15 protein-coding genes and 1 pseudogene are annotated in these 25,021 nt (G+C 33.5%); 4 read left to right on the top strand and 12 right to left on the bottom strand.

The genetic code is table 11. The features are described from left to right. Window positions 1-1,161 precede the first annotated feature (1,161 nt). The 8 genes from ACFVR2_RS08905 to ACFVR2_RS08870 all read right to left on the bottom strand — a co-directional run bounded on the left by ACFVR2_RS08905 (window position 1,162) and on the right by ACFVR2_RS08870 (window position 12,037). A complete protein-coding gene (locus tag ACFVR2_RS08905; RefSeq protein WP_387360882.1) occupies window positions 1,162-2,322 on the bottom strand; it encodes a hypothetical protein in 1,161 nt (386 codons plus the stop codon). A 679-nt stretch (window positions 2,323-3,001) separates the two neighbouring features. Then, window positions 3,002-3,544 carry a helix-turn-helix domain-containing protein gene (locus tag ACFVR2_RS08900; protein WP_387360880.1) on the bottom strand — a complete coding sequence of 181 codons (543 nt, stop codon included), beginning with the start codon at window positions 3,542-3,544 and terminating at the stop codon, window positions 3,002-3,004. A gap of 215 nt (window positions 3,545-3,759) precedes the next feature. Further along, a complete protein-coding gene (locus ACFVR2_RS08895; RefSeq protein WP_387360878.1) occupies window positions 3,760-5,115 on the bottom strand; it encodes an MFS transporter in 1,356 nt (451 codons plus the stop codon). Between the two features lie 148 nt (window positions 5,116-5,263). Then, entirely contained in the window at window positions 5,264-6,040 is a 777-nt protein-coding gene (locus ACFVR2_RS08890) for an aspartate/glutamate racemase family protein (protein WP_387360876.1), read from the bottom strand. A 44-nt stretch (window positions 6,041-6,084) separates the two neighbouring features. Beyond that, window positions 6,085-6,405 (bottom strand): cupin domain-containing protein, encoded by a 321-nt coding sequence (locus tag ACFVR2_RS08885; protein ID WP_387360874.1) that lies wholly within the window; start codon window positions 6,403-6,405, stop codon window positions 6,085-6,087. Continuing rightward, a complete protein-coding gene (locus ACFVR2_RS08880; RefSeq protein ID WP_387360872.1) occupies window positions 6,405-8,168 on the bottom strand; it encodes a hydantoinase B/oxoprolinase family protein in 1,764 nt (587 codons plus the stop codon). Before ACFVR2_RS08880 ends, ACFVR2_RS08885 begins: the two co-directional genes overlap by 1 nt. Next, window positions 8,165-10,207 (bottom strand): hydantoinase/oxoprolinase family protein, encoded by a 2,043-nt coding sequence (locus ACFVR2_RS08875; RefSeq protein WP_387360870.1) that lies wholly within the window; start codon window positions 10,205-10,207, stop codon window positions 8,165-8,167. The genes ACFVR2_RS08880 and ACFVR2_RS08875 overlap by 4 nt, the downstream gene beginning before the upstream one ends. A gap of 264 nt (window positions 10,208-10,471) precedes the next feature. Next, a complete protein-coding gene (locus tag ACFVR2_RS08870) occupies window positions 10,472-12,037 on the bottom strand; it encodes a sigma-54 interaction domain-containing protein (protein ID WP_387360868.1) in 1,566 nt (521 codons plus the stop codon). Window positions 12,038-12,212: 175 nt separating this feature from the next. Here ACFVR2_RS08870 and ACFVR2_RS08865 point away from each other — a divergent pair, with 175 nt between their 5' ends. The 3 genes and pseudogenes from ACFVR2_RS08865 (at window position 12,213) to ACFVR2_RS08855 (ending at window position 13,736) form a co-directional block, all read left to right on the top strand. Further along, entirely contained in the window at window positions 12,213-12,530 is a 318-nt protein-coding gene (locus tag ACFVR2_RS08865; protein ID WP_387360866.1) for an aldehyde dehydrogenase family protein, read from the top strand. Next, a pseudogene (locus ACFVR2_RS08860) lies at window positions 12,506-12,775 on the top strand (aldehyde dehydrogenase family protein); the annotation flags it as partial. The gene ACFVR2_RS08865 and the pseudogene ACFVR2_RS08860, both read left to right, overlap by 25 nt. 46 nt (window positions 12,776-12,821) lie before the next feature. Beyond that, on the top strand, window positions 12,822-13,736 hold the full coding sequence (locus ACFVR2_RS08855; protein WP_387360864.1) for a proline dehydrogenase family protein: 915 nt from the start codon (window positions 12,822-12,824) through the stop codon (window positions 13,734-13,736). 505 nt (window positions 13,737-14,241) lie between these two features. On the opposite strand, the gene ACFVR2_RS08850 is transcribed toward ACFVR2_RS08855, so the two are convergent. Further along, window positions 14,242-18,420: a S8 family serine peptidase gene (locus tag ACFVR2_RS08850; protein WP_387360862.1), complete on the bottom strand. Its 4,179-nt coding sequence runs from the start codon at window positions 18,418-18,420 to the stop codon at window positions 14,242-14,244. Window positions 18,421-18,725: 305 nt separating this feature from the next. Continuing rightward, window positions 18,726-19,976, bottom strand: a complete 1,251-nt coding sequence (locus tag ACFVR2_RS08845; RefSeq protein ID WP_387360860.1) for a helix-turn-helix domain-containing protein — start codon at window positions 19,974-19,976, stop codon at window positions 18,726-18,728. A 299-nt stretch (window positions 19,977-20,275) separates the two neighbouring features. On the opposite strand from ACFVR2_RS08845, the gene ACFVR2_RS08840 reads away from it, so the two are divergent. Then, window positions 20,276-21,175, top strand: coding sequence for a LysR family transcriptional regulator (locus tag ACFVR2_RS08840; protein WP_387360858.1), 900 nt, complete (start codon window positions 20,276-20,278; stop codon window positions 21,173-21,175). Between the two features lie 407 nt (window positions 21,176-21,582). Here the strand turns inward: ACFVR2_RS08840 and ACFVR2_RS08835 are convergent, their stop codons facing one another. Beyond that, window positions 21,583-21,753, bottom strand: coding sequence for a Spo0E family sporulation regulatory protein-aspartic acid phosphatase (locus tag ACFVR2_RS08835; RefSeq protein ID WP_387360856.1), 171 nt, complete (start codon window positions 21,751-21,753; stop codon window positions 21,583-21,585). 823 nt (window positions 21,754-22,576) lie between these two features. Then, window positions 22,577-24,955 carry a YhgE/Pip family protein gene (locus tag ACFVR2_RS08830; protein ID WP_387360854.1) on the bottom strand — a complete coding sequence of 793 codons (2,379 nt, stop codon included), beginning with the start codon at window positions 24,953-24,955 and terminating at the stop codon, window positions 22,577-22,579. Window positions 24,956-25,021 lie beyond the last annotated feature (66 nt).

The following is a 25,021-nucleotide window of genomic DNA, read 5'->3' as shown; positions in this document are numbered from 1 at the left end:
CCTGTCTATCATATTCGGATGAAAACTGTTTTCATAGTTTATGAAAGTTTAATAATCCTTTTTGTAAATAAAAAAAGTAAGCAGTTTCGATAACTGCTTACAAAAAGTTTTTTATTAGGTGTTCATTGGACCATAAGAATAATTCCCCACACTTGGTATATAACCTCAACCAAATGAAGAAATGCAGAAATAAGCCTTATCGAATGATGAGAAATTTCTAGATTAATATGTATGAGAAGTTTCTGTGAAGTCTTTTTGTAAAGAGTATTATTCATTATAAAAAATGGAATAGATGAAAACAAAAAAGCCCAAACCCTGGTTAAACTTAGGTTTGAGACTTTTCATTCGTATGATCGCAACCGGAAGCCAACCAACCAACCGTAGCCTGTCAATTACAGAGTGCGGGTATTATATCGTGAAGGATGCACAAAAAATAGTTGGAATTATGCAAAATTATGAAACTATTAATTTACGATTTAATAAAAGGATTGAAAGATATCCAAAATATCATTAAAGAACGAGGATTAGGATCAAAAGAATTATTCATAACCTGCTGATTATTGTTGTTTCTTTCTACTCCTCGCTTGTGTTAAGAAGGTTTTTAAACTTATTATTTGTTACTTAATTTGCCATTTTTCCTAACAAAAGTTAAAGAGTTGGGTTTGGTGGTTATTATTATAAGTGTGAAATTAAAGTATAAATATTTCTTGGCGCTATCAGTATAAACATATGAAAAAGAGCCTAATCCCAGCGGGTAAGCTCTTTTTCAAGAAATTAATTAAACATAAGGTGTTTCCAGACTTTATAATTAAGATAACATAAATTAGTTTAGTTTGTGTCTCAAAACTAAACTAATGAAGAATAATTTAGAAACTATAAGTTACTGTATATTAAGTTATAATTAAAGTCATCATCTAGTAGAGAAAGTACTATATTTTTCATGGGATGGAGGCAATAGTATGAGGCTCTTTGTAAAATTTCTTTTAGGAATATTTTTTACTTTTTTTATATTTCAACAACAAAATATAAAACTATACATAATAAAAAATACTGAACTATTAACTTTTTTAATGTGGATAAACATGATAATGTTAACTATGTTTTTAACCCATTTAATTGATAAAAAAAAGAAAATTACTAAGAAATAGGTTTCTTTTTTTATTACCTTTTTGTACTCGTAGTTAATGCATTTTTGGAAACCATTTTTGTCATATTCTTATCTGTATATACATGAGTTACTACTTTGTAATAATTATTTGCATAATCTCTATCAGTATATAAAATTGATTTATAATAATAGAGCTTAGGGGTAGAATATAGCCCTATAAATGCTGCTAATCCACCAGCGAATGCCTGTTGCGGTTTAGTTGGTAGTAGTGCAGCTCCAAAACCAAGTAATATCTGCACAGTAGGTTTTAGTCTTTTTTCTAAATTAGTATTTGAATATTTAGTATTTACATAATCCCAAGAATACCCTCCAGTATTTATCACTGCTCTGGATGTTGGTTCATCCTCTTTGATTTCTGAAACAACTTCGATAGAATAATTTCCTTTCTCACTACCGTCCTCATTATAGAATACAGTTTCTGTTGAAACTAAATTTACACCATCTTCGAGTTCTACTGAATCGGTTAATAGTGTATTATTTTCCTGCAAACCATTTTCTAGATATATATTAATATCTGTTTGGAGGTCATCAAAAAATTTCGTTGCTTTTTCTGATTGAATTAATTCAATCGTTGTAGAATTCGAATATGAAATTGGATTAGCACCATCTTCATACACGGCAGTTACTCGAACGTAATATTCATTACTATTGGAATAGTTAAGTCCGCCATTTACTTCAAAAGCTTTACTATAAAGTTTAGATGGATCAGTAGCAAAGTCCGTTCCACTACCATTTCGAATAAAATTTACTTGTCCATTTTCTATTTGCTCATTTGTTGGAAACATACCTTTACCTTTAGTTGTCCACGTTGTTTGGTCTGCTGGAACATCCCAGTAACTATGAATAGATCCATTAAATAATATTACTTGATATTTTGTTACTCCATCGACTGGTTCCCAAGATACATTTAAATATCCTGTCCCATCTTCATTAGAGACACCTTCAACTAATGGTATAGACATTTGTGAATACTTAGTATTTACAGCTCTACCTTGAATAATAGGCGGTGCTGGTAAACTAGTTCTGTCTTGTTTGATAGTAGTTTCAGTAATGGAGGCAGAACTCACTTCTGCATGGGATTTAATAGGAATAATGGCACATAATATTGCTACAGCTATTGTTGTAACAGTTGCCTTTTTAATTAATTTAATCATAACACCCTCCTAGTAATATACTATTTTGGATAATTTATCCACCTAGAATATACCATGAAGTGTAATTTTTTAGAGTTCCTATTTTGCGCTATTTAATTTCTAATTAGATATGTATCTCTAATTATTTTATATGTACAATAGATACAAGATTTAGGATTGAATTTTGAATACTTCCATCCATTATTTGTAATTATTGAATCAAAAAAATACTAGATTTGTATTCATTGATTTAGGTTCCAGCCAATTTGGATAAATTCATCTTTTCTGCCCCAACCAAACTGTTTTAATTAGATTAGTCTACAGTTATAGAATAAAAAAGCCCTTGATTTCCAAGGACTTTGCGTATGATCCCAACTGGACTTGAACCAGCGACCCCTACCCTGTCAATTACAGGATGCGCGGATTATTCAGTATTACTGAATATTTTAGTTCAGTTAAGTCCAGTAAATCAAGCGGTCGATGAAATTTTATTCATTGTATTCTTTTATTTCTATTGTTTCTAAAAAGTCTGTGCAATTTTTGTGCAATCGAAAAAAGTAATAGTTTATTGTGAGGTAGGGTGCGCTTAGAAAAATTGATTTTTAAAAATAAATTCAGCTGTTTTAACATTAGGATTGAAAAAAAAGACTAACGTTTCTGCTAGTCTTTTTACGTTGTACAATGACATCCATAAAATTCATTAAAAAATAACAGGAGTCAGGACACTTAACAGTTTGGATGGTTGGTTAAGAGGATTGGACCAATAGTGTGGAAGTGTAGAAGGAAAATGAATTGATTCTCCGGATTTCACTAGATATTCCTCACCATCGATATTAAAAATGACAACACCTTCGAGTACATAGTAAAGCTCCTCACCTTGATGTGTATGAACTATATCCTTCTCAACATTTGGATCTATTGTAATGATTATGGATTCTAGCATGCGACCTGGAAACTCACCACTTATTCTTACATATTCACTATTTGAAGTCTCAATCCTAAATGATTTTTGCTCTTCAACCTTTACCCTATAATTATGCGAAACGGATTCTTCAAAAAAGGAAGTTATCGGTAATTCAAAAGCATCTGCAATCTTTTTTAATGAAGTAATGGCCAGCGAAGTTGCACCACGCTCAATTTGTGAAAGAAAGCTTACTGATAATCCTGTCTTTTCACTTAAATCCTTTAAAGTGTAATCCTTTTGCTTCCGAAGTTCTTTAATTCGTTTATAAATTTCATCCATTTTATATACACCCATTCATTCATTAATTAACATATTATGTTAATTACAGTATAACTCAAATAATTTTAACAATGCTATATTCGGTTTAAATTAACATTGGTTTTTCAAAATAATTACACAAACACTTCAACTTTTCAAAATTACCATAGAAATAAACAAAGGTAAGGAAATTCCTCCTCACCTTTGTTTCAAATAATGTTTTAAAATAAATTCTATTAGTTTAATGTTTGCCCCTCTGTTTCATGTAAAAACAAAGTTGCAATTGCTGTAATGACTAAGAAACTCGCAATAATACCGTTCGTTACGAAAAAGCTGGTTTTAAGTGCTAGTAATGCTCCAATTGCCGTTGGAGCAATCCAGTTAGCAACACGTTGTGCGCTAGCTCCTAAACTGTAGCTTATTCCACGAATATTTGTAGGATATAATTCACCCATCCATACATCCCAAACTCCCCACGAACCTAAGCTAAAGAAAGATAAAATGGCTAGATAAATAAGAAGCTCTGTAACAGTACTTGACAAGGCAAATCCAAAACCACCTATGGCTGCCAAAGTAACAAATACAGACATAACCTTTTTGCGTCCAAACTTCCCAGTTAAGTAAGATGCAGCGATATATCCCGGAAATTGTACGAGCGCAGAGACTAGCACAAAACCTAAACTAGATACAAATGAAAATCCTTTACTTTCAGCTAGCATATATGGCATCCAAGAAAACAACGCCCAATATCCCCACGAGAAACAAAAATTTATAACAACTTGAAGGACTGTCGTCTTCAATAGTTTCCCTTTAAAAATATCTAAAACGGATCCTCGAGTCACTTGTGAGATGATTATTTTTTTATCATTAATAAATGGCTCTAATTTGTTTTCTGATAGTTTTAGAATTACTTCCTTAGCGTCATCTGTTCTATTCTTTTCCGCCAACCAATATGGTGACTCTGGAACAAGCTTTTTTACTACAAGAAACCATAATCCTCCTAATGAACTTATCGCTAAGATCCAATGCCAACTTAAATGGTTAAACAGTAAAGTTATTCCTAATGCAATGAGTGTTCCAATCGGCCAACCAGAAGCTAAATACACCGCTACTGTTCCTCTTGATTTAGATGGTAGTAATTCTGAAAAGTATGGAAATGTAGCGACTAATACTCCCGAAAATACTGCTCCAGATAAAAATCGTGTTATATAAAGCATTTCAAAACTAGTAGAAAATGCACTAATTAAGGACAAAATACCATATAATATAAGACTTGTTATAATAGATTGTTTTCTACCATATTTATCAACTAACTTACCCCAAACTAAAGTCCCAGGAATCATTCCTAAAAATATACTTCCTATTATTTCTCCTGTTTCTACATTGTTTAAACCAAAGTCTGCCGCTATCATACTACTAATAAATACCATAATCATCATTTCCCATGCTTCAATAACAAATGTAAAAAATAGTGCAAAACCGGCTTTCCAGTGTTGAGAAGTTAACGGCATTCTTTCAAATACATGACCAATTTCAATTGAGGATAAATCTTGATCAGAACTGCTTAAACGGTAATCTTTCTGTGTTTCCAATGCAATACCTCCTTAAATTTATTTTTAATAATAAACGGTTATAATAGTCTAAATAGTCAGTTATTTCATTTTAAAAAAATGCCTCTAACATCGTTTAGTAGAGGCATTTTTTTAGAAGTAATTATAACTAAGTCAAAGGTTAAAGTTTTTATTTTATAAAAATCTCTTGGTCAAATATTCTACATTCATTGACTTCATCCTCAGGAGGAGATTGGTAACCCATAATTTTGCTATGCCTCCAATTAAACCTTTGATTTAATTCCACTAGAAATTCCGCATATTTAAATGGAGCAACACTAGCATCAATAACTGGTACCCCTAATTCCTCTTGAATTTTTTTATAAAAACCAAATTCTAGCGTACATCCTAAAACAATGACATCAGCATGATCTCTTGTGATTGCTTCTCTTGCTGCTTCTAAAATTCGATTGGCAGTTACATTGTGATCCTTTTGGAAATCATGAACACCTAATTCTACGGATTGAAATGAGGCTAGTTTATGCCCAAATCCGTACTTAAAAACATTTTCCTTCATTTCTGGAATCCATTTTTTTCTTCCAACTATAATAGAAATACTTTCGCCCAAAGTCGCTGCAATATGGAGACTAGCTTCTGCTGGAGCAGTTACTACCATTTTTTTTGCTACTTCACGTGCAGCCCTTAGAGCTGGATCATAGAAACAGCCAATTACAGCAGCATCGTATCCATCTTGTTCTGCTTTCATTACTGCATTAACAATATTTGGTATCATCATCGCTTCATAACAATTATATTCTAAATGCGTAGGACCATTTGGAGCCTCGAAAGATATGACATCTACAATGGTGTTTTTATCTTTTATACTTTCAAGTTCATCTTTAAATATCTGATCATAAATATTTGTAGCAACTGGATTTATCCATAAAATACGTTTTGTAATTGGCACTTTTAATCACCCTTATAAATATTTTTTACTCAGTAACTAACAAGTCATTTTACTAAAACATAAATAATTTCACATTCATCTGGACTGTCATTAATAGCCCAATGTTCTTCTCCAGAAGGAATATAAGTTGCCTGACCAGCTGTAACGCGATGTGATTTACCACCGCTCTCTACTAATACTGAACCTCTAATGATAAAAGAATACTCATGTTCCATATGATTGGATAAACCTTTTAGTGGTACTCGCTGATTAGGTGGAATAACCACTGTTCCCATTGTCACTTTTTCTGCTTTTCTGTTTTCTTCAAAAACTGTTTTTAATCCATTACAATCGACATCAATTTTCTCAATCGTTAATAGTTCCATTAACGCAACTCCTCTCTTTCTAATCTTTTAGCAGTTTTTCCTACTACAGTTAATGTTTCTTCATTAATAACTACACCAAAGATTTCTTCAGCTTGTGCAATGGTATAGTAACCATTCTTCACGTCAATGGCCACTTTTTCCGATGAACGATCAAGTGGGTTACCATATCCTCCACCTGTACCTGTCATTAATTTAACTACATCACCTTTATTTAATTGATATCTGGCATAGAATCCATAAGGTCCATCTACTTCCCCATTTGCTTTCTCTACATAGAATTCATTAGAAGATCCTTCAAGGCCACCATTAATTCCCCAAGGTTTAAATTTATTTCGTCCAAAAGTGACCGTTGCTGCTTGCCCATCAGTTAATGCTTTATACGATCTGATTACTCCTGAGCCACCAATAAATTCACCAGCACCTGCTCCATCGGTTCTTAAGTTATACTCATCAACTAGAATTCCATATCTTGTCTCTGCAACCTCAACAGGAATATTGTAAGTTTCACCATTCGCCATACAAAATTGTCCTCTTACACCGTCGTGCCCCATTGCACCACCCCATCCTCCTAGTGAAGGCTCCACAATAAGAAAAGGTTCTGATGTATCCGGATGTAACCCTGTTAATGTAACAGCACATACTGAAAGATAATGTCCCGCTGGTAACCTATTTGGAAGATGGGGTGCAAGAGCTTTCCAGATTAAATCTAAACTACCTAATAAAGTTTCAAAATAATTTGATACAGGAGCAGGTCTTTCTGCCGACATAATCGACTTTGGATCAACAATAATTTTTAACGGACGAAAAACACCATCATTTACATCTTGAGATGGGTTGGTGATACCAAGGAAAATGGCACGAACTGCCGAAGCAAGACCTGTAAATGAGCAGTTTACTGTACCTGGAACTTGTGGATGACTTCCTCTAAAATCACAAATGAATTCATCATCTGTAATTGTTACTTTTACTTTAATTTTGAAAGGTCCATTTCCAATTCCATCGGTGTCGATGTAGTCTTCTGCTTCAAATGTACCCTTTGGTAATTTTGCCAATTCCTTTCTAGATAGCTGCTCACCATGATCAAGTAAATAATCAATTGAAGACAAAATGACATCTTTTCCATATTTCTCGCAAATTTCTCTTAAACGCTTGTCACCTGTTTTTAAAGCAGCAACTTGTGCCCACATATCTCCCAATGAAAGATCTGGGAAACGAACATTCGATTCAATAATATCGACTAGAGCTTGATTTAATTTCCCTTCATCAAAAAGTTTCACACAAGGAAATTGTAAACCTTCTTGGAAAATTTCTGTTGCATCATTTGTAAATGAACCAGGATCTTTTCCGCCAACTTCTGTCCAATGTGCTTTATTGGCAGAAAAGGCAATCAATTCGTCTTTATAAAATATAGGCATCACCAATCCAACATCGGATAAATGAGATCCGCCACCTCCGTATGGATCATTAATAATAATGATGTCCCCAGGTTTTAAATCTCCTTTTTTCCCGTATTTTTCAATGGTATGCTTCACCATAAAACTTAACATTCCAATGAATCCTGTAACCCCATTCCCTTGAGTCAAAAGCTGTCCCTTTGCATCCGTTAACCCACTGGCATAATCAAGAACCTCATATACAATTGGACTCATAGAAGTTCTAGCAAGTGCATAAAACATCTCATCCCCTATAGCAAGTAAAGAATCCTTCACAATTTCTAGCGTAAATGGATTAATTTTAGAAGCTGTGTTTGACACCATAATCATTCAACCCCCGTATCAATAATAAGATTTCCGTATACATCAACATAAAGTGATTGTCCTTCATAAAGAACTGTAACAGCAGCCTTTTCTTCTATGATTGCCGGGCCTTGTACAATTTTATTGGTTGGAAGCTCGTTACGTGAATAAACATTAGAGCTAATCCAGCCTTTTTCTTCGAAGTAAACATTTCTTTCTTCGATTAATGCCTCATTCAATTCTCCTGACTTTTCCACTTTTTTCAATGTAGGCTTTTGTACTTTTCCGAAAGCGATAACATGTAGGTTAACGATTTCTGTGTTCGCATCCACTAATTTAAAAGTATAATTTTTCTCATGTAATTCATGGAATTTTTCGACAATTCCACTTACTAGTTGGTCGTTCCATGTATCAGTTGGTACGGGAACTTTTACAGTATGCTCTTGACCTAAATAACGCATATCTATATATCGAACAAATGATGTATCTTTTTGCTCAATACCTTCACTTGTATATTGTTCAGTAGCTTCCGTTTCAATCGAGCTCCATTGGTTGTTTATATCAATAAAATCAATTTCATTTATGCGTTTAATATAAGTTTTAATGAAATCATGTCTAAGATCTGTCATTAACATACCCCAAGCAGAGAAAACTGGCGAAGCTAAAGGCACAATTACTTTCTTAACGCCAAGTTCTTTTGCCAAGGCAGTTGCATGCATAGAACCACCACCGCCAAACGCGACTAAAGAAAAATCACGCGGGTTATGACCTTTTCTAATAGAAATTAACTTTAAAGCATTTAACATATTAGAATTTGCAATCCTAATGATCCCAAGCGCAGCTTCTTCAGTTGTTACATTAAAGTGTGTGGCAATCTTTTCTTGGACTGTTTCCCTAACATGAGTTAAATCTACGTTATAATCGAAATTTTCGGGAGATAATCTTCCAGTAACTAAATTTGCATCAGTTGTTGTTGGTTCAGTACCTCCTAAACCATATGCCACTGGACCAGGTAATGCACCTGCAGATTGAGGGCCAACTTTCAAAGAGCCAGCATCATCAATCCAAGCAATAGAACCTCCGCCATTACCTATTTCAACAATATCTACTACAGGTACCTTAATTGGATAACCTGAACTTCTCATACTTTTTTCAATACTGTAATCCGTTGAAACTTTTACTTCTCCGTCTTCAATAAGTGAACACTTTGCTGTAGTACCACCGATATCAAAAGCTATTATATTCTTTTCTCCAATTAATTCACCAAGTACAGCAGCCCCGTATATTCCTGCAACTGGACCAGATTCTACCATATTAATTGGGATTCTTTTAGCTTGCTCAAATGTGGTAGTTCCCCCATTAGATTGCATAATATAATTTTGACTAGTTGTTTCATTTGCATGTAGTTTCGTATTAAGGTTGTCGATATATGTTGAAGCAATAGGCTGAACATAAGCATTTAAAATCGTCGTATTTGTTCTTTCATACTCTCGCCATTCTTTTGTTACCTCATGGGATGCCGTAACTTCTACTTCAGGCCATATCTCGTTAATCATTTTTACCGTTTCAATTTCGTGTAACGGATTTGCATAAGAGTGTAAATATGACACCGCAATCGCTTCTACATTTTCATTTCTAAATGATTCAATTATACTTTTCAATTGTAGTTTGTTTAAAGGAACTAAAACCTCTCCTTTATAGTTCAATCTTTCTTCGACTTCATGACGTAAATATCGTTCGACAAATGGTTCTGGTTTCTCGTATTGTGCATTAAAAAGATCAGGACGATTTCCTCTAGCAATTTCTAAAACATCACGAAACCCCTTTGTTGTGATTAATCCTGTTTTCACGCCTTTTCTTTCCGTTAAAGCATTGATAATAACCGTTGTTCCATGAATAAACGTATTAATAGATTTTTGATCAATCTCGCTTTTTTCAATAACATTAATAACACCTTGTTCAAATTTCGGGGGTGTCGTAGAACTCTTTGCTATTCCAAAATTACCTGCATCATCAACATAAACTAGATCAGTAAATGTGCCACCAATATCCGTCGCTACACGCATGATTTAATTCCACCTCTTCTTTTAAAATAAAACCTTAATAGATTTTAGATAACGTTTTCATAATTTCAAGTTATTTTAGGTTAACCAAGTGCGCGCAATTACAATATATTGAAATTATTATAGTTTTTTTCCACTTATACTGTAATTAATTTTAATATTATCATATTTTTATTTAATTTCAATATTTTTTGAATATTTATTTTATTCGAACTTAAATATTTATTTGTGAATAAAAAAAATGCCAAAACGGCATCCAGTTAAGTTCTATATCCCATACTTTTTCATTTTGTTATATAGTGTAACACGTGATATACCTAGTAATTTTGCAGCAGCTGATTTATTTGTGTAAGTTTTTTGTAGTGCATCAACGATTTTCAACTTCTCATCTATTATAGCTTCTTCCTCCATATCTTTAACAAAATGGATATTAACACGTTGCCTGCGATTCAATAATTCATTTGGTACTTGTTCGATGCTAATAAAATTATCATCTGCTAAAATTGTCATTCTTTCCACTGTGTTTTTTAGCTGACGGATATTCCCATTCCAAGGGGAGTGCATGAAGGTTACCAGAACTTCTGGATCCAACTCAGGAATTGGCTTTTTATATTGAATGGAAAATTCTTTTAGAAACATTTGAACAAGCTCGGGCAGATCTTCCATTCTATTTCGCAAAGGCGGAATGGGAATCGACACAACATTCAAACGATAATAAAGGTCTTCACGAAATAACCCTTCTTCTATCATTTTCTCTAATTCACGGTTTGTTGCCGATATAATTCTAACGTCAATCGGAATAGGAGTGCTACTGCCAATGCGATAGTATTGTTTTTCCTGCAATACACGAAGTAGCTTTACCTGTAGTTCAAGTGGAAGTTCACCTATTTCATCTAAAAATAGCGTACCGTTTTTTGCTGCAGTAATTTTCCCACTTTTACCTTCTTTAATAGCCCCTGTAAATGCACCTTTTTCATAGCCAAATAATTCACTTTCGAACAAGGATGCTGGAATAGCTCCACAGTTAAGGCCGACAAATGGTCCATTCGCTCTGTCGCTCGCCTTATGAATTGCCTGAGCAAATAATTCTTTTCCAACTCCACTTTCCCCAGTAATCATAACGGTTGCATCGGTTTTTGAAACTTTTTTGGCTAATAGAATAGAAGAGTGTAACGCTTGACTTCTTCCTTTAATTTTATGAAAAGGATCATCATTATGTGGCAGGTGCATTTTACTTTCTAAATCCCGAATATAAGCAGAAGTGGTTGTTAGTTCGTCATTAAGTTTTACGATTTCAGTAATATCTCTTTCAACGGAGATCCCGCCCATGACTTTTCCGTCTATCACCACCGGTAATGTGTTTATAAGAACATGGACCCCCTGCTTAGGTTGATTGTACTTCCGTATCACACCTTTACCATCATTTAAGGTCGACATTAAGATTACTGATTCCTGTTGAAAGTAATCTGTAATTTGAGAACCGATGATATTTTCAGCTGAAGTATTGTACAATTCTTCAGCTTTTGGGTTCCAAGAAATCACTTTTCCATTACGATCAACTATAGTAATGGCATCATCTACAGCATGTAATAAAGTTGGATAAATTTTTGCATAACTTTTCCATTCGTGAAAAATAGCATTTATTAAGTTATTAAAAGGAATAATCCGTTTTGGATTTCCACTTTCGTCCAATAAGAGAATATCCTGTTGTGGTTTTAGATCAGTTACATCCGTAAGCATGCTATCTATGGTGTATGTCTTCATGTTTTCAAGTTTGGTTCCCTTATCAATCTCTTTGGAAAGGGAAAGTAAACTAAGCCTATCATTTAGCATATTAATCTCCTTTACTATTAATTGGTTTACAAAAGTGTTTAACATTTACAGTTAGTTTACACTTTTGTAAATGCAATTTACACCAAAACTTTAATAAATCTTTGATTTTTCAGAATTTTCATTTTGGCACAATACTTGCTTATTAATTGGTATCAAATAATGAGGAGGAAATAAATTGTTATCTTATAAACACGAACCTTTTACTGATTTTTCAAAAGAGGAAAATAAAAACGCCTTTAAACAAGCTTTAGACTTTGTTAATTCTCAACTTGAGCAAGAATTTCCAATAACGATTGGAAGTGAAAAGATTACAACTGATCAAAAAATTGTTTCCTATAATCCTGCAAAGAAGGAGGAAGTCGTTGGTATAGTTTCAAAAGCAAATAAAGAATTAGCGGAAAAAGCCATGCAAGAAGCACTAAAGGCCTTTAATTTTTGGAAGGAAATTACTCCATCAAACCGAGCTAAGCAGATGATTTTGAACATATGTTGAAAATCGCTAATAATACCGAGTACGGTCTAACAGGAGCTCTTATTTCTAACACCCGCGATCATATTGAAAGAGCAAGAAAAGAGTTCCATATAGGAAACTTATATATTAATAGAGGCTGTACTGGGGCAATAGTTGGTTATCAACCGTTTGGTGGATTTAATATGTCAGGTACAGATTCTAAGGCTGGTGGTCCTGATTACTTAACTCTACATATGCAGGCAAAGACAACATCTGAATTATTTTAATTAGTAAATAGCTTCTCATAAAATAAAAGGGATAGGGGTGCTACAAGTGATCGAAGTAATTTCAAAAAAATTCTTTCTTCGAATTTCACAAAGTAAAAAGCTGAATAAGGCAGCACGTAAATGGGGATTAAAATTTGGAGCGGGACAGGTTGTTGCAGGAGAAACAATAGACACTGCTATCGCTAAAGTGAAAGAATTAAATCTAAAAGGACTTTGCTGTACATTAGACCATCTTGGTGAATTTGTTTCAAGTAAAGATGAAGCGAAGGTGGCTACCGACTATTGCATTCAAACACTAAATGCGATTAAGAAGTCAAATGTAAACTGTAATCTTTCTTTAAAATTAACACAACTAGGGCTTGATATTGATTTTGATTTTTGCTTGGAAAATATGAAAATAATTGTATCTAAAGCTAAACAATACGATATCTTTGTCCGTATTGATATGGAGAACTCATCACGCAATCAAATTACACTTGATCTATTAAAAGAATTGCGAAAGGAATATGAGAATGTTGGCACTGTTATCCAAGCATACCTTTTCCGTTCAGAACAAGATGTCAAAGAACTGAGTGGGATTCCACTACGCCTTGTAAAAGGAGCTTACAAAGAACCTGTCCATTTAGCTATTCAAGATATATCGGAAATAGATGAAAATTACTTAAATATTATCAAAATACATTTACTAAGCGGAACCTATACTGCCATCGCCAGTCATGATCATGTAATCATTAATAAAATAAAGGAATTCATTAAACAAGAAAACATTCCAAAAAGTCAATTTGAATTTCAAATGCTTTATGGATTCCGTAATGAACTTCAACTTAGCTTAGTTAGTGAAGGTTATAAAGTGCGAGTATACGTACCTTACGGCGATGACTGGTTTGGTTACTTCATGCGGCGCCTTGCAGAAAGGCCACAAAATGTTTCCTTTGCTTTAAAAGGTTTCTTTTCAAAATAATATTTTATTAAATAGGATGGTGATTTATACCATCCTTTCGATTGTTGAAAAATTCTCACTGAGACAAAAAGAATCGTAATGAATAATAAACATTAAAAAATGAAACTAACAGAAAATAAAAAAGTTCAAACCCTAGATACACTTAGGTTTGAGCCTTCTAAATCATATGATCCCAAACTGGTTCTAACCGTTGACTTCTCCCCTGTCAATTACAGCATACGAGGAATATTCAGTATTACTGAATATTTTAGGTCAATAGAGTCTAGTAAATCAAGCGGTCAATGAAATTTTATGCACAGCATGTCTGTTATTTCTATTGTTACTATTAAGTTTGTGCAATATTGTTCGGGAGGTAGGGTGTTTAATTTCGGTTCAAAGAAATAATATGAAGATAAAAATAGAACAAATATGTGTACTCAATTAATATCAATATTTAAAATAAATATTTCCTCTTAATAATAAGGAGCAACTACTAATCCAGTAGTTGCTCCCCTTATTTGAAGTATTATAACCCTAATGCACTTTTGACACTTTCTAATGTTTGATTCTTGTATTTCTTTTTCGCTGTCGGCGCGTCTTTTACCGTTGGGTTTTGCATCAAGTAATGCTCTTCAACGAAAGCCAGATCCTTTGCATCAACATTTCCATCAAAGTTGATATCCGCTGCACGTTTATTTGTTCCCCAATACGTTTGAATGTAGATTGCATCTAATACATCAATCACATCATCTTTATTTACATCTCCTGCAATCGCTGGATTATTTCGTAAAAATAAATTTTGATTAATTACTTTTCCATCATCATGGAAACCAACTGTGAAGTTCTTGTGAACTGTAAAATGACCTGGTACATCATATTGTAGTTCATATACATCATCGTTTAATGGAATATTCGGAATTTTATAAGTTACAGTACTTGCTTGAGAATCAATTGTACCATTATAAACTTTTCCATCTGGGCCTATTGCTTTGACGTTAATTCCCATTTTTGAATAAGGGAAAGAACCATTTGGTTGTTGATTACTAGGATCCCCCAAATATAGTTCGAAGGCTTCAGCATCCAATCCTCCTCGTACTAGTGAATAGGTTGGATTCATGTACATTGATGGATTACTACTAAATACAGTTTTTGTTGAACTATTCATATCAATATACGTTACGTTTGTTAAGTAGTTCTGCCAGATAGCAGCTTGTGCTGTGTACGTATTACTAAATGTTGAAGCTACATCGACTAAAGATAGATTACCAGATAAAGGGGCAGATCCATCTTTTAAAGTAACAGTTACTGTTGCCTGATACGTATTCCCGCCAAGAAAAGCATCTTCAAGTTTTACATCAACTTTATCCGCAACACTAGGATGCGGTTTTACATTAAGCGTTGCAACATCATTTAAATGATAAAACTTAAACACAGCTTGCTTTACATTACTTACTTTATTTAAGCTTAAAGTCGAATGAACAGTTTCCCCCATATTCCCAATTCGTTTTTCAGGTTGTAAAAACGAATAAGCCACGTTATTTGGAACGAAGTAAATATCCCTTCCTTCTTTAAATGTTTTATTAGATGCCGCGTCAAGTGCATAAAATGATAGTAGCATTGGTCTTGTTGCATTAGTTGGTATATTAATTGAGAATGTACCATCTGCATTTAAAGGTATTTGTTTTGCAGCTCCTCCGAACTGATCTTGATAAAAGAGTCTAGTACTTGCTTGTGTGAAAGGAAGTCCAAGGTTTTTCATCACTTCTGTATCCTTATCAAAAACTGAACCCGTTACATTCACACTGCTTTGACCTGGAGTGTATTCAACAACATCAGGGCTATTAATCGTCATTTTAGGAGCAATATTATCAAAATAGAAAGGTGCTTCTTGAATAAATGTACTTCCAGCATCATTAGTAGCAACAAATTTCAGTTTATAATAACCTGGTTTTGCTAAATCTTTATCATAAGCAAATGGATGGTCTTCATCGCCTGTAGACGCATAATAAAATCCACTAAATACTTTAGAGACTGCTAGATTCACATTTTCATTCATTCGTAGACCATCTAAAGTTCCTACAAATCCCAATTCTTTATTTGTTATTCCATCTTCAAGAATGACATCGATTGTACGCATATGAGACTTTAAGCTAAATCTTGCTGTTGTATAAACTAATTGACCAGCATAAGAAGAATCGAATACTTGAGTGAATGCTTGTGGCGATAGTGTTACAGGATTCATACCTTCTTCGACTGTTTTAATGGCAAATGGTACTTGATATGTTTCATTTGGATTATCATGATTTGTATACGTGACAAATCCTTCATACGTTCCAAGTGCTGCTGATTTTGGAATGGTGATTGCAACAGTTGATTTCTTTTTCGAATTTGCTCCAACTTTAATTGATTTATCTGTAACAATCATTACGCCGTTTGCATCTGCATCTAATGAACCCTGACGACCTGTTTGGAACGAAACCGTCACATCAAATGTTTTTGCTTTTTTATCATTGTTATAGAGATTTAGTGAACGCTGATCACTTATATTCGTACCTGCTGGTGCTTGTACTCCAAATGCTAACGCACCTGTTAAATCTTTCACTGATTTTAGATTACCTTTTTTATCTAGCGTTCCTTCTGTTTCGTCAACAACTTCAATTCTTGATTGAGCATGAATCGCTTCATATGGATCAACTTGTCCAGCACCTGATTCAAATACACTGTAGTTTCCATTTAATGGGTCCGCAGTGTTCATTAATGTTTCTTTAATTTGGGCTGGCATAAGGTTTGGATTTGCTTGTAATAATAAAGCTGCAACCCCAGCTACGTTTGGAGTAGCCATTGATGTACCTGATAAATTATCATATGCATATTGATAGTTTCCAATTTGATCTGCCCCATGCATGTAAGAAGGAACTGTTGAGAATACTGCAACACCAGGTGCCGTTACTTCCGGTTTAATATCATATGTGATTCGAGCTGGACCACGAGAACTAAAGCTTGCCAATTTACTTCCTTGGTCAGTCACTTGTCCCACTTCGTCAAATGAGAATGTTGAAGTTCCTGTAGTATTTGATTGCATCACTGTCCCTTGTTCATTTGAAACGGAAAATGCTGGAATCATTCCATATCCATTTCCTAAATAAGTAGGAATAAAACCTTCTCCAACATTACTATTTATAATGATTACCGCTTTTGCACCATGTTGTGCACCTACTTTTATCTTATCAACAAGTGCCGTAGTACCTCGATTTACTAAAACGATTTTACCATTAACATCTTTACCATTATAGTTAGCGTCTGCACCTGTACCCGGAATAAATACCATTGGTAGGTTTAGTCCTTTTAGCGTATCGATCTTGTCACTGAAACCTTTACCTAATAATTTTAAATCAGCTGGAACTTCAGTTGTTCCATGCAAAGTTGCTTTAGAAGTAGCGATTTCAGTTTTTGTATCGTTTGCTCCAACTGTAATGGCTAATGCTGCTGCTCCTGGCTCACCTAAAGTATAATTCCCACCATCACCAGCATTACCGGCAGCGACAACAGCTGTTACTCCGGATAATACAGCATTATTCACGGCAATACTTTCAACATCAGTCGGATCATTGTAATTTGCACCTAGTGATAAGTTAATAACATCCATGCCATCTGCTACTGATTTATCGATTCCACCTAAAACATTTTCAGTCGTTCCAGAGCCATACTTTCCTAATACACGATACACATATAGATCAGCATCTGGTGCCACACCAGTTACTGCATAGTCTGTGTTATTTTTACCACGACCTGCAATGATGCCAGATACATGTGTTCCATGCTCTGTATAATAGGTTGAGCCACTTAATGAATCTACTTCTGCAAGACCTGATTTTTTCCAATCATCATATGTAGTCTCCATTGGATCAGCATCATTATCGACAAAATCCCAACCTTTCACCGAGCTCGGACTAATCGATTTTGGATCAACGCCCGTTTGTGCACGATATCCTTTATACGCATCTGTTAAATCTGGATGATTGTAGTCAATTCCTGTATCGATGACCCCAACTTTAATTCCTTTACCAGTAATACCTTCATCATGTAATTTATTGACACCTGGAAAGACTTCAGTCGCTATTTTTTTCGAATCGCTAGTTCCTTTTGTAATTGTTGATGGCTCAACCTTAATAACTTTATTTGGCCAAACAGCTTTAACCTCTTTTGATTGTAATAATGATTTTACTTTATTTGCTGGCAATTCAATTGAAACACCATTAAGTGAGCTTTTATACGTGCGTTTAATCTTGAATAATTTTTTATTCTCTTTTAAATCATCTTTGAATATTGTTTGTAAATCACTTTTAAATGTTTCTTGTGCTTCATTTGCTTGTTGCTCTGCATCTGATAATGATAAATCATTTCCGTTTATTGCTTCTTCTAAAACTGCTACTTTCGCTGGTTTTTCTTTTAATTCAACGATTACTGATAGATTTTTAGAACTCTCTAAATCTACCGAAGATGGTAACTGTAGACCTTCTTCGCTACTCGCTTGTAATTGATTTAGTGCCTGGCGTTGCTCAGGTGTAAGTTTTGCGAGCACCTGCTCAATAGAATCTGCTGAGGTTGCTTTTGCTACTTGGTTGTAATGATTAATTGGAAATGAACTTAATAGTACACCCGTACTTAGTGTGAAAATGGCAGTACCTTTAATTAATCGATTCATCTTTCTCCCCCTACTTTCTCTATTCTCTTTCAAATATTATTATAATGAGGGTTGCCATAATTCTACATTTTCTGAAATTCAGCATTTTCTAAACATTTTTTCGACATTTTACGACATTTATCAATACTATAAACCCATTATCTAACGTATCTACCCAGGAATTATGTCAAACGCCTTTTCTCTTGAACTAACTACTTTTCAATCTTCCTCTATATCTAAATTCCTTTTGTTTGCAATTTAAGTACATTAACCAACAAAAAAGGAACTTATTTTCAATAAGCTCCTAAGTAATTCAACTGATTTTGTTAATGATCGATTACGCTTAACAATTTAATATATCTTTGTTCGAGTTCAGGTGTCATATAATTTCTATATTTCCATATTGCAATAAGGCATTGTTTAAACTTTTCAAAAATACCTAAATTTTTTACACTCTCAGCCACATTAATTAGTTCGTTTAATCCATCTGTATATTCTTTGCTTTCACATTTATATAGAGAAAAAGCATAACAGTAATCTAAATATAAATGTTGTTTATTCAACTGTGAACTCAGTTTTAATTTAGTCATTTCATTTTCATAATGATAGATAATATCTGAAGCATCTTCCAATCGACCCAACTTTACATACGTTTCTAATATTCTTGGTATCCCTACGAATTGATCCGTACGATTTCTTAACCAACTACGGTATTCGTCAACATAGTTTAATTCTCCAAAATCAATCAAAGCAACAAAACGGTTTCCAATTGCAATATCCGAATAATATTCGTTTATGATTTCGTATTGATCAATCAGTGTCATTACCTCGTTTAATGATTCTCCTAATCTAGTTAATGCAAAACACTGATACATCAAAGCTCGCCCATAATGCTCCTCATTCTGTGCTATTTTTTCTAATTGTTTTGCATAATGAAAAACCTTATCCCATTGTTTAAGCGTGTAATAAGTAGCTGTAATCCATAAATATGTTAGTTCTTGAAACTCCATTGGCATATAGCTTATATACTCTAAAAGATGAACTAACGTAGCCTGTCCTTCCTCGGTCAATCGAATGATATAAAACTTTCTATAGTAACTAATTGCTTTTTCTTCAGAAGAATTGTCTGGCATAAGTTCAATGAAGAGTTCATATAAAGGTAAAGCTTCTTTTTCATTTCCTTCTAAAAAAAACTTTTCTGCAACTAGAAAGAGGATGTGATAATTTTTAATTCTTATTGTTTTTGAATTCTCTTCCAAAATTAAATTAATCATATAATTAAGTTCTTTTTGAAACCCATATAAAGCACACTTATATATGTAAGCCATACTTCTTCGTTTATCTAGATAACCATTTTGATTAAAACACAATTGTATATATTTGTCATAAAAGGACCCAACTGGCAATCCAAAAGCCTGAGTTATAGCTTCCAAACAATGGAAAGATAGCATTTTTTTATTGTTAAATATTCTAATGATATCGCTATAATTTATCCCCGATTTTGTTGCTAAATCCTTCTTAGTCCACTTGTTCTTATCCAATAAGGGGATAAACTCATAAAGAAGTTCTTGATTCATCCACTTCCACTTCCTCATCTTTACATTTAAATAAGTTTTTGTCCTTCTTTCAAATAAATAGGTTATTAACTTTTAGTTATTTTGAATGATCTTTTTTATTGGATTTAAAATTGGTATAATGCATGCTTATTAAGGAAATACAATCAATAATTATTAACTTTCTAATTCACATTGCTGCTTTTATCAGAAATAAAAAATCCAACAACTTAATTATAAAATTCAGTATTAATAATGTATAATACATGTTATACAATCAATTCATTCTTTCAAACCTATTAATAAAGAAAGGAATTGCCACATTGGAAATTCTTCAATTGAAATACTTTCAAAAAGTTGCAAAACTAGAACATATTACAAAAGCGGCTGAAGAGCTTAAAATTGCTCAACCTTCTTTGAGCAATACAATAGCAAGATTAGAAAATGATTTAGGTGTACCGTTGTTTGATCGTCAGGGACGACAAATAAAACTTAATCGATTTGGGAAAATATTTTTAGAACGGGTAAATAAATCGTTATTGGAATTGGAAGAAGGGCAAAGAGCTGTTCAAGATCTAGCTGGTTTAAGTAAGGGTAGTATTACATTCTCTTCATCAATTTCAAAAATATTGCCTGAATTAATTGGGGAGTTTTTAGCAAAATATCCTGATGTACAATTTCGCCAAGTAATCGAACCAATATCATCGATGAAGAAAAGTTTAGAAAGTGGAGAAATCGACTTATGTATGGCATCATTACCTTTTGAAGATAGCGAAATAGACTGGAAAACTCTTTTAACAGAAGAAATTTTTTTAATTGTTCCTAAAAATCATAAATTCGCAGGGCGCAAAACAGTTCAGTTATGTGAATTACATTCAGAGACATTCATCAATTTGAATGCAGGTTTTGGATACCGAAAAATTACGGATAAATTTTGCAGAGATGCTGGTTTTATTCAGAATGTATCCTTTGAGGTAGGCGAACCTTATGCTATTGTTCGATTAGTAGAGCAAGGTGTTGGTGTTGCTTTTATTCCTGCTTTAGATTGGCTAAATCCTACTGAAGAAATTACTCACCGTATCCAAATTGTTGAACCAACATGTCAATTGACGATTGGACTTGCTTGGTCAAAAAACAGATATTTATCTTTAGCTGCACTGGAGTTCAAGAAATTTATTATCGACTATTTCCAAAAGATTTCTTCTGACATAAAGAGTATTTGACTTGTTTATAACTAATTATTCCATGTGCCAGTTATTCCGTTTCATAATTTGCGCCACACTTATGTGACAATTTTAATGATAATGGGTGAGAATCAGAAAATTGTTATCAGAGATTAGGCCATTCAAGAGTTGAAACAACCCTTGATATTTACTAACATTCAAATGAAGAAATGCAGAAGAATACATCTAATCGATTTGATGAAAAGTTTGGTTTATATTAATATGCTCCTGAAGTTTATGTGCAGTATTTGTGCAATAAATAAAATTCATTACAAAAAATAAAAATAACTAAAAAACAAAGAAAAAGCTCAAATCCTTGGTATACTTTAGGTTTGAGCCTTTTCGCTTTTATGAGCCCAACTGGACTTGAACCAGCGACCCTTCCCCTCCTCTACTCAAACCCAAACTTACCTTGCTTTGAATAACTGAAATAATAACTCGTCTAACTCTTGGCTACATTGAATAGTTTTGGAATGAAGAAGCCCATACTGCCTATAGATATCATATAATTCATATCTCATTACCTCTATCTCAGTTGTTACTTGTTTAAAAAAAGTAGCTATTCTATAGCCCTCCATTTAAATAACTCTCCAAGAAGAATTTTATCTTTCTATGGCTGACAAAATTTGTTGCACCATTTGCACCTGTTACAGAATAATCAGCAACAAAGTAAACACCTTTGATTTTTTAATTAATTTTATTGATCAATTGAAAGTCGTGCCTCATTATGTCACTTCGCTTGATTAAGTCGGCACTCAAATCCAAAGTACTATGTACACTCACTTTTCTATCTTTATTCCTACAGAAATGAGATATAAAGAGCAAAAAAAAACGGCACCGTCATAATGAAGCGTCACCGATTCTTGGTTATCATGTAAATTATCTAGGAACAATTTATAATTTGCACAGTAAGAAGCTATAGCGTATGAGTTACTTTTCTTTTTATGTTTTTGGTTCTATACCAATCAAACGAAGTAAGTACTCTAGAATTTTTTCAATCTCTTACTGTTTGACCGTATTGTTCAGCTTTACTTTAGTAAACTATAACACTCTTTGTGTAACTCTACTGTCCTGTGTACCCATTATACTTTCGTCCAATCTTCAAGCGTCATCTGTTATGATCGTTACATTACTCGTATAAAGCACCATCGTCTTTTTGTTTAGCCTTAACAGATAGCTTAGCAGAGTACGTTACACCTTGATAAACATTATCTAGAAACAAAAATCTAAATAATATAATGAAAATAACTAAAACTGCATTTAGAAAAGGTAATTAGAACCTTTTACATTCAATTAAATAAAAATAAAGGCCGTTTTCGTAAACATTGTTGCCATAGAACAATGTTTACCTCAACTACGTAAAAAACGACACATAGCAAATGCTACATGTCGTTTGATTAATTACGCTTCTACAGTATGTTGATCCATTCCACTTCCGTATTGCTTTTTGAAAGCTACCGCAAAGTATGCTAAAGATAATACACTAAATAAGACAATAAAGCCTAATAAGATTATTACATTATGCCACATTAAGCTATAGTCTCCAGTGGAAATAACTACCTTAAATGCTTGAACAGTATATGTCATTGGTAAAATCGCATTAAAGTGTTGTAAGAATTTCGGTACTAGTTCTAATGGGAATGTACCAGCACTTGTTGTTAGCTGTAAAATTAACGCAATAATAGCAAGGAATCTTCCTGGTTCTCCAAAAACAGTTACTAAAAATTGAATTAACGCTAAAAACGCGAAACTCGAAACAAGACTAATTAATAAATAGTAGGGTAAAGATTTAACTTCTAGACCTAATATACTAATTAATGCCACACTTGCAATAACTGATTGGATGATTCCTACCACTATTAAAATACCTGTTTTTCCAGTAAACCAAGCAAAAGCATTTTTAGGACGTGATGCAGCAGCTCTCAATGGGTAAACAACCGACATCAATAGACCACCTACATATAATCCCATTGAAAGGAAGTATGGTGTAAAACCTGTTCCATAGTTAGGAACATTATTTATACTTTCTTTTTTCAATTTAACTGGATTTGAATACATATCTAATTGTTTATTATTTACACCAACATCTTTTGTTTGCTCTTTCGCATCACCTAATTTTGTTGATAACTCATGTGATCCATCCTTAATTTTACCTAATCCGCTGTTCAGTTGATTTGATCCATCTGCCAGTTGATTCACACCATTTTCTAACGCTGGTGTATTATCACTTATTTGACCTATTCCACCTGCAATTTGACTCATACCATCTACTAATTTTGGTGAATTACTACTTAATTTATTTGCTCCAGCATTTAGTTGATTAATACCAGACAGTAATACTGGTGAGCTTTCCGACAGTTTATTTGTTCCATTTGCTAAAGCTTGAGTTCCTGTAGCAAGCTGTTTTCCACCGTTATTTGCTTCTCCGAGTTTTTCACCAAATTGAGTTAATCCATTTGTCAATTTTGTTTGACCAGCAGCTAATTTACCTACACCTGCTTCAAGTTCATTACTTTTTTCATTTAAAGTAGTTGCTCCTGCTGCTATTTGCTTACCACCTTGGCCTAGTTGCCCTGATGCAGATGATAACTCACCTACGCCATTTGCAACTTGCTTACTACCTGAAACTAACGCTTCGATTTTTGCATTATAAGCATCTTGTTGTTCCTTAGGTAATGAAGATAATAATGGTGCTACTTCTTTCTGTAATTGAGATAGCCCGTCAGCTACTTGGCTAGCTCCTATTTTCGCTTCATTCGCCTTATTTTGCCATGTAGTTAAATTAGTTGATAATGAATTTGCACCATCTGCTAATTGCTGAGTACCGGCTTTTAGTTGAGGAAGATTTCCGTTTAATAAATTTAACCCGCCTAACACTTGTTTTGAGCCGTCAAGTAGTTCACCGTTTGCTGAATATAATTGATCTAGACCATTTGACAGAGAATTCATACCAGTATTTAACTTAGTCGCTCCAGCGTTTAAATCACTTACACCTTTTGAAAGAGGTCCTACACCATTATGAAGTTGGTTAATCCCTTTAGATAATTGTCCTACTCCATTTGTGTATGCTACTAATCCATTTTTCTCTTTTTGAGAACCGTCATTTAATTTACTAACACCTTCTTTTAATTCAACTGATTTACCTGCTAATAATTTAAGTCCATTTGCAAGCTTCTCTGAACCATCCTTAGCAGTTCCAACACCTTTATCTAATTTTGATGACCCATCACTAGCTTGAGCAATTCCACCAGTTAATTCGCCAATACTATCGTAAATCGTTTCTACATAATTTCGAGTTATTGTATTAGAAATTTTTTCTTTTACTTTTTCGGATGCAGAATTTCCAATTTGTGCTGATAGAAAATTGAATCCTTCATTTGGAATATATTCCATTGTTAAATGTTTTGGATTTTTTTCAGAAACAGAAGCAGCGTTTTTTGAAAAGTTTTCAGGAATACGAACTGCCATATAATATTCTTGATTTTTCAAACCTTTCATAGCCTTTTCATTACTAACAAACTTCCACTTGAAATTGTGATCTTTTTTAAGATTCTTAACAAAATCTTTTCCTATGTTTAAAGACTTTCCGTCAACTATTGTTCCTTCATCTAAATTTACAACTGCTACTGGTAATTTCTTTAAACTTCCGTACGGATTCCAAAAAGCCCATAAAAACATTCCACTATATAATAATGGCACTAACAATACTGCAATCACTGGAATTAAAAGCTTTTTGTTTCGTACAATATGACTTAATTCTTTTCCAAATTGTGAAAACACGTCTCTCTCTCCTTCTTCAATTGAACAATTGACCATATTGTTCAAATGGTCAATTTTATTTATTTA

Origin of the sequence: Gottfriedia sp. NPDC057991 (assembly GCF_042886615.1) — a bacterium.
In the GTDB taxonomy this organism is placed as follows: domain Bacteria; phylum Bacillota; class Bacilli; order Bacillales; family Bacillaceae_G; genus Gottfriedia.
Note: the sequence above shows the minus strand (reverse complement) of the source record. Positions and strands in the feature narration are given on the sequence as shown.